At 50.5% G+C, this 12,852-nt stretch carries 6 protein-coding genes and 1 rRNA gene; 1 reads left to right on the forward strand and 6 read right to left on the reverse strand.

The genetic code is table 11. The annotated features are described in order from the left end of the window. Positions 1-74 (reverse strand): 16S ribosomal RNA (locus tag ACQKPA_RS13010); the annotation flags it as partial. A 494-nt stretch (positions 75-568) separates the two neighbouring features. On the opposite strand from ACQKPA_RS13010, the gene ACQKPA_RS13015 reads away from it, so the two are divergent. Beyond that, on the forward strand, positions 569-1,825 hold the full coding sequence (locus tag ACQKPA_RS13015) for an MFS transporter (protein WP_427492811.1): 1,257 nt from the start codon (positions 569-571) through the stop codon (positions 1,823-1,825). A 63-nt stretch (positions 1,826-1,888) separates the two neighbouring features. Here the strand turns inward: ACQKPA_RS13015 and ACQKPA_RS13020 are convergent, their stop codons facing one another. The 5 genes from ACQKPA_RS13020 to ACQKPA_RS13040 all read right to left on the reverse strand — a co-directional run bounded on the left by ACQKPA_RS13020 (position 1,889) and on the right by ACQKPA_RS13040 (position 12,627). Then, positions 1,889-2,080, reverse strand: coding sequence for a hypothetical protein (locus ACQKPA_RS13020; protein ID WP_427492813.1), 192 nt, complete (start codon positions 2,078-2,080; stop codon positions 1,889-1,891). Positions 2,081-2,332: 252 nt separating this feature from the next. Continuing rightward, positions 2,333-6,802 (reverse strand): S8 family serine peptidase, encoded by a 4,470-nt coding sequence (locus ACQKPA_RS13025; protein WP_427492815.1) that lies wholly within the window; start codon positions 6,800-6,802, stop codon positions 2,333-2,335. A 360-nt stretch (positions 6,803-7,162) separates the two neighbouring features. After that, on the reverse strand, positions 7,163-9,178 hold the full coding sequence (gene ligA, locus ACQKPA_RS13030) for an NAD-dependent DNA ligase LigA (protein ID WP_427492817.1): 2,016 nt from the start codon (positions 9,176-9,178) through the stop codon (positions 7,163-7,165). A 144-nt stretch (positions 9,179-9,322) separates the two neighbouring features. Continuing rightward, positions 9,323-11,653, reverse strand: a complete 2,331-nt coding sequence (gene pcrA, locus ACQKPA_RS13035; protein ID WP_427492819.1) for a DNA helicase PcrA — start codon at positions 11,651-11,653, stop codon at positions 9,323-9,325. Positions 11,654-11,937: 284 nt separating this feature from the next. Then, positions 11,938-12,627, reverse strand: coding sequence for a heptaprenylglyceryl phosphate synthase (locus ACQKPA_RS13040; RefSeq protein WP_427492821.1), 690 nt, complete (start codon positions 12,625-12,627; stop codon positions 11,938-11,940). Positions 12,628-12,852 lie beyond the last annotated feature (225 nt).

Below are 12,852 nucleotides of genomic sequence, written 5' to 3' on the forward strand. Positions count from 1 at the left end.
CAAGTCCGCTCGACTTGCATGTATTAGGCACGCCGCCAGCGTTCGTCCTGAGCCAGGATCAAACTCTCCAATAAAGTGTTTGACTTGCTCATTTCAAAGCTAACGTATTAACGTTTGCTTGTGTTACATTGACGTGATCCATTTGTTCAGTTTTCAAGGAACTTGTTGGCTGCTTTGCCGATCATCTCAATCAGCAGCGCAGGTTTATATCTTATCAAGTATTTAACTTGATGTCAACACTTTTTTTCGACGCCGTTCGACAAGCTTCAAAAGCTTTCGTCAAAAGCGACAGTTAGTAATATACCATGATACAAAAAATATAGCAAGCATTTTTATAAGAAAATATGTAAAGTTTCGCATAACATCGTTCCTATCAAGATTTATACCTTATAGAGATCGATATATAATCCCGCCTGCCGGCGACATTGCTATAAATTTGCTCCGTCGTAGACTTCAAATTCATGAAGTATCATCTCGAATTGTAATTGATTTCCTATAGAAAAGGTTTTAAGGTTAGTTCATCGCTTTTCTGAAGCCCGACTACATACATAAGAAAGGAGTTCGCCGAATGGCAGACAAAAGCATCGCTCTCCAAAAGCCCACAGATACTCCAAGTCCTGCGCACGGAGAGGCAAATCAGGCTACCGTATATAAAATTCTAATCGCCATCAGTTTCGTTCATTTGTTCAATGATTCGATTCAGTCCGTGATCCCTGCTATCTTTCCTATATTAAAGGATAATCTGCTGCTTACCTTTACGCAGATCGGTTGGATCTCCTTTGCCATTAATTTTACTTCATCCATTATCCAGCCTGTTATTGGGTATGCCGCGGATCGAAGGCCGACACCAATTCTACTTCCGATTGGCATGTGTTTCACCTTCGCAGGCGTATTCATTCTCGCATATGCACATACATATATCCTTGTTCTGTTCGCGGTCGTTCTGATCGGATTAGGCTCGGCGACCTTTCACCCTGAGGGAATGCGGGTCGCTCATATGGCTGCAGGGATGCGAAAAGGGTTATCCCAATCGATCTTTCAAGTAGGAGGCAATGCCGGGCAATCACTTGCTCCGCTCCTGACACGATACATTTTCGTACCGTTCGGACAGTTTGGCGCGATCGGTTTCACCTTCGTTGCCGCGGCTGGTATCCTCGTGCAATCCTATGTTGCCCATTGGTATCACGGCATGCTGAAAGCTGGTTACACGTTTAAAAAGAAAGCTGCCGGACGCATGCTTGATCCAGCCCGCCGCAAAAGCGTACGCAATGCAACGCTGGTTCTCGTCATTCTCGTGTTTATCCGCTCCTGGTATGGCGCAGCCATTAGCAGCTATTATGCGTTCTACCTCATGGATGCGTACAAGATCACGATTGATAACGCTCAGATTTATATTTTTCTATTTCTCGCATCCGGAGCTGTGGGTACCTTCTTCGGCGGTCCGCTGGCCGACCGCTTTGGCCGCCGCAACATGATCATGCTCTCCATGATCGGCACAGCACCCATTGCGTTGATTCTGCCGTTCGCCTCCCCGTTCTGGGCGGCTGTATTGCTGCTGATTGGCGGTTTTGTTCTATTGTCCAGTTTTTCAGTTACCGTCGTATATGCCCAAATGCTGCATCCGGGCAATATCGGTACGGTATCTGGGCTGATCACCGGGTTTGCTTTTGGCATGGGCGGGGTCGGTTCGCTTGTGCTCGGTAATCTCGGGGATGCTTGGGGAATCGGCAATGTTATGATCGCCATCGGCTTCTTGCCGCTGCTTGGTCTGCTTGCCCTGCTTCTTCCCGGTGATGATAAGCTGGACCAGTGGTCGAGGGAATAATCGAGATTATGGGAAAAAGACACTCATCGTGCTGCACAATACGTGCGTGCGGTGAGTGTCTTTTTACTTTATTTTTCTGACAAGTTTAATGAACCAGTACAGGAATATCCATGGGAGCACGTACTTCGTCAGCCACTCGATGCTCATGCGAATCATTCCAGCAGCATCCTCAGCCGCGATATCCCCGAGCACCGTAACCATAATAAAAAATAGAACTATTCCAATGGTTACATAGAACACTGTATTATATTTCATTCCCTTCCTCCTTTCATCCGACTTCACACGCTACCGAAATATTACATATCTCGGGATGTATAATCAACATTTTTGTTGACGGTTCCAATAAACGAGGGCCAACTTTAAAAGGAGCAACGATGTTATCATACACGTGTATCAAAGCAAGCGCATATAAAAAGAGGAGATGCCCCGTCAATTCGCATGACATGGAGCAGCTCCTCTTTTGCTTAACCACGATTGTATTCTAAATGAATTAATCTTAGACCTTCATTAGATTTTGTTCAGATAATCCAGTAAACGATACACAATCACGGATACCTGAGCCCGAGTGGAAGTCTCACCCGGTCCAAAGCGGTTGCCATTCACTCCCTTCACCAGACCTTCCTTCACAGCAAAGGCTACGGCCGCGTGTGCATCCTCAGAGATTAAGTTATTGTCATTGAATGACAAGGAGCCTGCATCGGAATCAATCTTCAGTGCTTCCGCAATCATGACCACCATATCCTCACGGGTCAGCGGATTTTTCGCTCCCGCTTCTTTGCTGCGTGTTTCCCAATCGATGCCTGTTTCAAAAATACGATCAAGCAGTGTCGCAAATTCGGCACGGGTCACCGCATTGTTTGGCGAGAAGCGGCCTGCACCTGTACCGTTCGTGATATGCTGCGAGGCAGCAACCTCGATCTCATCCTTAGCCCAGTGACCGACAATGTCGTTGAATGTCACGTTATTCTCGGCAGCCACATATGAACCTGGACCGTTAACACGGAACGTGATCGATCCACGCGCAGTCGATTGCAGCAATCCAGCGGATTGCAGGTCTCCTTTTTCCGACTGCACATAGGCACCTACCTTGCGCGCATCCTTCACTTTTGTTGGGTCATAGTTCAATGTCAACAGAAGTGGGTGTTTGAACTTGTCTCCGTGTTTGATCGAAACGATCGGGGATACAGCGTTCAATGTGTTTCCGGATGCCGCTTTGCTTGCAGCTACGGAAACCGCTAAGCTGAATCCGCTGCTCGTTGTGAAATCATCCAAGGCATTAGCAGGAACCGTCAGGCTAAATCCGTTACCCGCAATAACAAGCGGTTTGCCTGATGCTTTCAGTTTATCCAAGGCAGCCTTACCGAGGGTAAAGGCTACATCGCTATATTTGCTGAAATCAAGCTTCGATACGTCCAGCTTCACTTCCTTGCCTTCCCCGGTAATCCCTGCCGCAACAGCTGCTTCAGACAGAGCAGCCGTTGCAGACTCGGTACCATCTGCATTTTTCTTCGTGGTTACTTTGGCATCCCCCAACACTTCAGGTGCTGGAGTGGTTGGAGTCGTAGAACCGCCGCCGGAGGACGAGCCACCACCGCCTGAGTTGCCTGGACCCGGAGCACCGGTCAGTTGCAGGTCAACCTTTGCTGTTCCTTCCAGACCTTGATGGTCCTTGACGGAAAGCTCAACGATATAGTTACCTGAAGACAGGTCGTCTAATGCGATGGTAAATGCACCATCCTGTTTGACATCGAAGCTGCCTTGCTTAGCCACCGTTTTGTTAGCTCTTTTAATGACATAGCTGGCATCCAGCCATTCGCTGACGTCAAAGTCTATCGTCCATTCATCCCACATCGCTGGAGCAGCCGTTACATAGAGGTCATCGATCGTGCCGGTTAGCGCTGGATTGTTCTTGCCGGAGATTTTGACATCCGCGCTCGTGTTAATGATTGGTGCTTTGGTTTTAACGAAGAATGGAACAGTTGCGTAATCGGAATAAACGATTCCATCCGCACCGAGGGATAGTAGTTCAACCGAGTACAGACCATCTTTAATCAATTCATATTTTTGAGTCGTATAGTTACCGAAAATACCATCCCAAGGAAGCTCATATTCAGTGTTGGCTTGTAAATCCAGCTCATCATAAAATATCCGCCCTATCCGCCCATCGCCATCTGGTCCTGATTCAGGGTTAAGGCTATCATAGAGATCAACTTGAACAGCTATCATAGGATTGTAGAATTCAAAACCTACATTCAGTTCACCCAGTTCTCCTTGTTTGTTCAGTGGGAAATGCGGCAAATAGTCCTCGGTCTCACTGTAAACCTTGGTATATTTGACACCGGTCATCTCCAGATTGAAGTAAGCTACATATGGTACAGAGTAAGAACGAGTTTCGTTTTTAAAAATAATGTAGCCTTGCTGTTCCGATACTCCAGATACACCCGTTGGAACTTGAAGCGATACAGCCAGTTCTTTCTCACCGCTTAAATCAAAGGAAGGCTGATCCACCGTTACCGCTACCCCAGGGGTTGATCGGGTTGTACTGACCTCAACCTCAAACTGTCCGCCAATGTCACCAATCTGTTCAATTTTTATTTTCTTTTGCACGGTTTGGGCGGTGGCGGTTTCTCCCGTAAAATTACCGAAGTTGATGCTTCCCGTAATGTTATCCTGCTCTTTACTTGTTCCGTTCTCCTGATACGAGGTCTTGTCCAAGACCTTCACCAGAGCCTCTGCCTGGATGGTATTGAGTGCTTGTACGCGTCCGGCTCCTTGATCCGTTACATCGTAGGATTCGGTATTCAGCACTTTGGCGTTATTCATCAGTGCGACTTTGACGTCGAATGGAGTCCAGTCGTTGTGCTTCTCCAAAATGAGAGCTGCAAGCCCTGCCACATGCGGGGATGCCATACTGGTGCCCGTGAAGCGATCATAGGACTGACTATAATCTGCATCGGCAATGTCCCTACCGTACGCCGGAATGGATGACAATATGCTTGTTCCCGGTGCAACCACGTCAGGCTTGATGTCCAGCGTCTTTTTAGCCGGGCCACGGGAGCTGGAATCATTAATTTCATCGCCTGCGGTTCGGTTTTTGATAAAATCCGTAAAATTCACTTTCATATTCGGGTTGGCATCGAGCAGCGATTTGATATAATCGCCGTCTTCTTTGCTCATACTAAAGGTTGGAATGAAGGCAAAACTGTCCCCAAGCAACACACCGATAGGTCCAGGGTTCTGGTTGAACACAATGGCACCCTTCGCGCCTGCCGCCTTAGCATTGGCAATTTTTTCGACGAAGGCAATTTCGCCGCGTTTAATCAATGCGATTTTGCCCGCTACGTCTTTACCCGTGAAATCCTCTGGCTTACCCAGATCCGCATATACCAGTTCGAAATCCCCATCCAGGACTACTTCTGGATCCTCGGCCAGATTCCAAGCCATTAATTCAAGCTTATACGTTGCATCTACCACAGTAATCGGAGCGTTATCGTCTGCTGAAGGCACTTCCTCATCCTTGACAGGTTCAACAGCCTCTTCTTCGGTAACCGGCTCCTCTCCGGCTACTTCAGTCGGTTGAGCCGGCTCTAGATCTTGCTCCGTATCGACGGAAGGCTCCGTCCCAACCATAGCAGCCGTGTCATCAGTCGATGTTGGCCCAGATGATTCATCTGCCTGTGCTCCTACATCCGTCTGCTCTTCAGGTGTAACGGGTTTTGTTGGCTCTGCTCCAAGCTCCAACGGCCCCTCATTGTTATCAATTGGCTCAACCGGCAATTCCGCATCCGTGAAAAAGTGCGATGTTGCCGCCATTTCGTCACTTGGACCCGTTGAGTTTCCTACCGTTATCGGAAAAGCCGCCGCACCCGGCGATCCAACCGTCCAGCGGTTAGGCCCTGAATTGCCACTTGCAACGACTGGCGTGACACCAGCCAGCGCAGCATTGTTGAGAGCTACGGACGTCACATAGTCCGGATCATTTCGGGAATTGCCCAGGGAGAGGTTGATTACATCCATTCCGTCCTGAACGGAACGGTCGATACCTCCCAGTACCCAGCTGGAATAGCCGCTTCCATACGGCCCAAGAACGCGATACGCATAGATATCCGCGTCCGGCGCAATGCCTACAACTCCATATTCGCCCACATCACGGGCTCCAATGGTACCTGCCACATGTGTTCCGTGATCCGTCCAGTACGTGCTGCCGTTGTCATCGACCTCTGGTGGATTGGAAGGGTCATTCTTCCAGTCGAGCGGGGTGGTCTCGTATGGATCATTATCATTATCAACAAAGTCGTATCCACCCTTGTAGGCATCCTTCAGAACAGGGTGAACGTAATCAATACCCGTATCGATAACGCCTACTTTAACGCCTTTACCTGTATAACCAAGATTCCATACTTCCGGAGCACCGATAAACGGCCCCGTATCCTTCATGTATGGATTCACTTCGCCCTTCGGTCCAACCGTTACCTCCAGATCGGGATATACACCTAGAACGCCAGGGAGATCAAGCAGCGCTTCAACCTTGCTGCCGTCGATCTCCATGGACAGCCCGTTGAATGCGTAACTATATTGCTCCGAGATTTCGTGCGTTATATTCTTCGTGCTCAGGCTGCGTATAAAAGTCTGCTGCTCCAATTGCACTTGTGCCTCAACCCTCGCCTCTGCGGAAGAACTAAAGGATTGACCCTGAATAGAGGAAAGCCCTTTGGCTAAGGCCACTGGCTCAGTAGACAGCTCTACAATGACTCTTGTAGGACCCCCGGCAGATTTCTGCAGGCTTTGTTCAAGCACCGGAAACTCCGCAAGCTTAGCTCGCTGTTTCAGAATATCCTTTATCTGCCTAGCTTCATCGGCACTGAGCGGATTGTCCAGCTCGATCTGCCGTTCTGACGGAGCCGCCCCAGCCGCTGGTGCAACGAGTGATAGCATTAATACAAAACTTAGTAGTGCGGACCATAACTTTTTACTCAAGGCTTTGCCCCTCCCATAAGATAGATTTCCCAATCACATTAGGGTCTGGGATGTCATCAGCATATCTGCGCTGCCTAACGATGGTATCCACTCCTTTCTGCATAAGACTGACCCGTGGTAAATTATTCTAGAATTAAAAATTAGATTCCTTCATCCTTTTCTGTATGCTTTTGTTAAATTCAGTCGATTGTATAGGAGGTTTTGACGAATGATCAAAAATATCAAAGATTCAAGGAAAATAAGGCTTACATAGGAAGTAAGGGAGGAGCAATGAAATCGAGAAAAAGAAAAACCGAGACTATGAAATAGCCTCGGTTTCTATGGGATGCAACTGATTCTGCAAGATATATCCAGGTTGTATTATGATTCGTTCAGCAGCCGCACGAACTCTTCTTCATCCTCCAGGATGTCGATGCCGAGCTGCTGGGCTTTAGCCAGTTTGCTACCGGCTTTTTCGCCTGCGATGAGGAGGTCGGTTTTCTTGGACACGCTGCCGGTGACTTTGGCGCCGAGCGCTTCCAAGCGTTCGGTTGCCTCTTCGCGTGTCAGCAGATGGAGGGTGCCTGTCAGCACCACCGTTTTGCCGCTGAAGTAGGAATCGGTGCTGACCGGCTTCGGTGCTTCCGGCGCTTTCGCTTGGACACCCAGCGAGAGCATCTTCTGAATGCTTGCTTGGGCAAACGGGTCCGCGAAGTATCCAGCGATGCTTTCGGCCACGATGCCGCCCACGTCCGGCAGCTCGACCAATTCTTCTGCTGTCGCTGTCATCACGCGTTGCAGATCACGGTAGTGATCGGCCAGCATTTTGGTTGTGGATTTGCCGGTATTCGGTATACCCAGTGCGAAGAGGAAGGATGCAAGATCCCGCTCCTTGCTCTTCTCGATGGCATCCAGCAGGTTCTGGGCTTTTTTCTCGCCGAAGCGCTCCAGCTTCAGCAAACTATCAAAAGATAACGTGTACAGATCAGCCGGTTCTCTCACGCCAAGTTCGTCGTATAACTGGATCGCAGTTTTGTCGCTGAACGTCTCAATGTCCATGGCATCCCTGGAAGCAAAATGCGTGATCCGGGCCACGATTTGCGGTTTGCATCCCGTCTTGTTGTTGCAGAAGAGATGAGCGCCGCGCTGCTCCAGCGGGAATCCGCAGGATGGACACTGCTCCGGATACAGGATCTCTTCTCCGTCCTGCTCCTCCGTTACTTTGCCGAGGATCTCGGGAATAACGTCATTCGAACGGCGAATGAAGACTCGGGAGCCCAGTGCGAACTTGAGGTTCTTGCGCTCAATATCCCCGATATTGTTCAGCGTACAATTTTGCACCGTGACCCCGGCAAGCTCAACAGGCTCTACACGCGCTAACGGCGTGATTTTTCCGGTCCGCCCCACATTCCAGGTTACCGACTGCAGCACGGTCGTGGTTTCTTCCGCTTCGAATTTATAAGCGACTGCCCAGCGCGGGAACTTATCGGTATATCCGAGGGCCTCGCGGATGCGGAAATCGGTGACCTTTACCACCGCTCCGTCAATGAGGTAATCGAGCTCGGAACGGCGCTTCTCGATATCGGCCAATTGCTCCATTACATCGTCAAATTGATCAAAATAGAAAATGTACGGATTGACCTTGAGCCGGTTCTCGCGCAGGAAATCCATCATCTCCTTGTGATCGGCAAAGGTGATTCCATCCGAATAACCTACATTGTAGAAGTAAGCGTTCAGCTTACGCTCGGCCGTTACCTTTGGATTGAGATTGCGGAGCGCCCCTGCGGCGGCATTACGCGCGTTTTTGAGCGGCTCGGCCGCGGTCTGATTGTATTGTTCCAGCACGGACAGGTTCATGATGCCTTCGCCCTGTACTTCAATCGTACCTTCCGTGTACGGAATCGTCATCGGTACCGACTTGATGGTCTTCACCTGAGCCAAAATGCCTTCGCCAACCGCACCGTTGCCCCGTGTCGACGCCTGAACCAGCTTACCGTCCTGATAGGTCAGATTCAACGTCAGCCCGTCAAACTTCAGCTCCAGTGCATAACAAGGTGACGACAGAGGATTACCGGGATTCTTCGAATTGTAGTCATTGACCAGCCTGACCACGCGATCATGCCAGGTACGGAGCTGCTCGATGTTCTGAGCCTTATCAAGGCTCCATAACGGAGCCAAATGGCGGTGCGGGGCAAAGCCCTTCAGAATCTCCCCGCCCACCCGCTGGGTCGGAGAATCCGGAAGCGTCACTCCGGTCTCGGCCTCCAACGCTACCAGCTGGTCGTACAGGGCATCATATTCCTTGTCGCTGACAAGCGGCTGATCCAGCGTGTAGTAATGGTAATTGTAATTGTTTAGCTCCGCAATGAGCTTCTCCATCTTTTCCTTGAAATCCATGCAGGGGCAATCCTCCTTCAATATAATAAGGCCATTATAGGTTGCGTTGTGACGTGGACTGTTGTGGACTGTTATTCAACCATTTTATTACATTGTTGTCCAAACATCCTGCTCTTAACATGCAGCAACCACCATCGCCCGTGGTTATTCCACCTTCGTAATCGGCGCGAAGCCGGCAAGCAGACGTTTCACGCCCACAGGCGCCGGGAATGCAATCTGCAATTCCATGTCGTTGCCGCTTCCCTTTACCGCTACGATCGTACCGGTTCCCCATTTGCCATGGGCCACTTTGTCGCCGGCTTTAAATTCCCCACTGCCCGAAGAAGCAGCTGGACGGGATGCTGCACCGGTTGTCATCGTCACCCGGCTCTTCGGCGCAGCTTGCGCGGAAGCGGTCGATCCGCTGAGGGAGAGGTCCACGCTGCGGCCGCCGCCAAAGTTGCTGCCTCCACCGCCTCCGAAGCCGCGTCCTGCGTAAGATCCGCCCACGTTGCTTCCGCCACCGCGGCGGTATCGGTCATGCGCCATCTGAGTGTCTTCCTTCAGCTCTTCCGGGATCTCCTCCAGGAATCGCGATGGCATGTTCGCCGTCGTGCGGCCAAATAGCGTACGCATGCGCGCACAGGACAGGAACAGCTGCTTCTCCGCACGCGTGATGCCTACATAAGCAAGTCGGCGTTCCTCTTCCAGCTCTTCGTTATCCATAAAGGCACGGCTGTGAGGGAACACCCCTTCCTCCATGCCGATGATGAACACCACCGGGAACTCCAGACCTTTGGCGCTGTGCATGGTCATGAGCACGACAGCGTCGTCACGATCTTCTTCGTCATCGTTCATCGAGTCGATGTCCGCGATCAGCGCAAGATCCGTGAGGAAGGAGATGAGCGATTTATCCTCGTTGTTCTTCTCGAACTCTTGCGTCACCGACAGGAACTCGTCGATGTTCTCGAGGCGGGATCTGGATTCGATCGTATTCTCGTTTTGCAGCTCGAGACGGTACTCGGACATCTCCAGTATTTTTTCCGTTAGCTCGGTGACCGACAGGAACTCAACCATTCGGCTGAGCGCGGCAATCATGTCGTAGAAGCCCACCAGCGCATTGCGCGTCCGTCCGGCAAAGCCGAGATCGTCCACGATTTCCAGCACGCGGAAAATCGAGATGCCCCGCTCTGCGGCTGCAGCAGCCAGCTTTGCAACGGTTGTGTCGCCGATGCTTCTTTTTGGCACATTAATGATCCGCGTTAGGCTGATATCGTCGTCCGGGTTGGAGATCAGGCGTAGGTAGGCGAGCAGGTCCTTAATCTCTTTGCGATCGTAGAACTTGATGCCCCCGACGATCTGGTACGGAATATCCGACTTGATCAGAATTTCCTCGATGACCCGAGACTGCGCGTTGGTCCGGTACAGAATCGCATGATCCTGATAGCTTTTGCCGGCGGTAATGCTCTTGCTGATTTCCGAGGTAACAAAATACCCCTCATCATGCTCCGTATCCCCGCGGAACACCTTGATCTTCGGTCCTTCACCTTGCTCGGTCCACAGATTCTTCGGTTTGCGGCCTGTGTTCAGGCCGATGACATTGTTGGCAGCGTTCAAAATGTTCGCTGTAGAGCGGTAATTCTGCTCGAGCAGAATCGTCCGCGCCTCGGGATAATCCTGCTCAAAATTCAGGATGTTCGTGATATCCGCGCCCCGCCAGCGGTAGATCGACTGGTCGCTGTCTCCGACAACACAGATGCGGTGATGGCTGTCCGCCAGCATGCGGCAGAGCATGTACTGCGCCCGGTTGGTATCCTGATACTCATCCACGTGAATGTACTGGAACTTGCGCTGGTAGAAGTCGAGAACCTCCGGCACTTCCTTAAACAGCTGGATCGTGGTCATGATCAGATCGTCAAAATCGAGCGAGTTGTTGCTCTTCAAGCGCTTTTGGTATTCGGTGTAGACCTTGGCTACAAGGGATTCAAAATAATCTCCGGCTTTCTGTTCATACTGCTGCGGGGAAATCAGTTCATTCTTAGCGGCGCTCATGGCCGCTTGAATCGCCTTCGGCTCGAATTTCTTCGGATCGATGTTGTGCTGCTTCATCACATTCCGAATAACGGACAGCTGATCCGTCGAGTCTAAAATACTGAAATTCGATGTAAAGCCAATCCGTTCAATGTCTCTACGCAAAATCCGCACGCACATCGAGTGGAACGTCGATACCCAGATGTCCTGGCCTTCCCGGCCGACCAGCTTGGATACCCGCTCCTGCATCTCGCGGGCTGCTTTATTCGTAAACGTAATCGCAAGAATGCTCCAGGGAGCTGCTTTGCGCGTGGCGATCAGATACGCGATCCGGTGCGTCAGCACCCGCGTCTTACCGGAGCCGGCCCCCGCCATAATGAGCAGCGGTCCGTCGGTTGCTTCAACGGCTTGACGCTGCTGTGGATTCAGCCGTCTGACGGCTTCATGTATATCAATGGAATGCATAGTATTGCCTCCTAATAGGTGTAGATTTGGTAAGGGAGAAACTTGGTTAACGATGAAAAGCGAAAAAATGGGATAGGGTCCGGCAGATAGATAAAATTTAAAGGAATGCTGTCTGTTTAAGATACGGTGTGTTCTGGTTGCTTGGTTAAATGGAATATAAAATAAATATTATATAATATGGTTACTTAACCGTCACAAGGCGGATGAGAAAACACACTATTATAGAGCCTGAGCTGGCTTAACGCGCCTCTATATTTTTGGGCAGATCATATATCAGAGACCAGTCAGCCCTTCACGGCCTTAACCGTCTCGAGCGCCTGCTTCAGATGATCATACACAACGTTGCCAACAACGATCGTATCAGCGATAGCAGCTGCCTCCGACGCTTGCTGGGCGCTCGTTATTCCGCCACCGTAGAACAAACGGGCGTTATCCAGCGATCTGCGCACTGTACGGACGGTCTCCATATCCCCATATACACCACTGTATTCCAGGTACACGATCGGCAGATTCATCAGCTTGTCCGCAATTTGGGCATAAGCGGCGGCAGTGCTCGCTTCGATCGAAGTTTCTGCTCCGGTCAGCTTCGCCACCGCGGCATCCTCGTTCAACACGATATACCCCTCGGTTACAACCAGATCCCACAGGATCATATACCCGTAGCGTTCGATTCCTTCGCGATGCCTGCCCATAATCCAGGTCGGATCCTGCGTATTCATGACCATCGGGACCATATATAGATCAAATCCGGGTACAACGGCTTCCAGATCGGATACTTCCTGCACGCACGGCAGCTCGTAACGCCGAACTCGGGACAGCAGATCCACGGTATTTTCATAAGTGACTCCGGTTGAGCCTCCGACCATAATGGCATCGGTTCCTGACAAACATACCGCATCAAGGGTCTCGTCATCGATCTCCTTGTCGGGGTCCAGCTTAAACACATGCCTCCAGGATTGTATCATCTCTTTCAAGCGTCATTCCTCCACGTTCACGGGTTACTATTATACTAAAATAAGTCTATGCTAGCACGGTAAGCAAGTCAATTTATGTTCGCATAAAATACGAACATTTTTTTGGTAATTGCGGTTTATCGGTTTAGCCGATATACGAACCGGGCCGCTGGAACGGGATTGGGGCTAACACTTCGCTTAAAAAAAGCGTCGTCTACCGACGTATAGTCCCAGACCGCATGACGC

Source organism: Paenibacillus sp. NPDC093718 (assembly GCF_050279985.1).
In the GTDB taxonomy this organism is placed as follows: Bacteria; Bacillota; Bacilli; order Paenibacillales; family Paenibacillaceae; genus Paenibacillus_AQ.

Bases quoted from the DNA above. Each gene is read 5' to 3' on its own strand.
- ACQKPA_RS13020 (WP_427492813.1), bottom strand. From the start codon at position 2,080: ATGAAATATAATACAGTGTTCTATGTAACCATTGGAATAGTTCTATTT.
- pcrA (WP_427492819.1), bottom strand. From the start codon at position 11,653: ATGCATTCCATTGATATACATGAAGCCGTCAGACGGCTGAATCCACAG.
- ligA (WP_427492817.1), bottom strand. From the start codon at position 9,178: ATGGATTTCAAGGAAAAGATGGAGAAGCTCATTGCGGAGCTAAACAAT.
- ACQKPA_RS13015 (WP_427492811.1), top strand. From the start codon at position 569: ATGGCAGACAAAAGCATCGCTCTCCAAAAGCCCACAGATACTCCAAGT.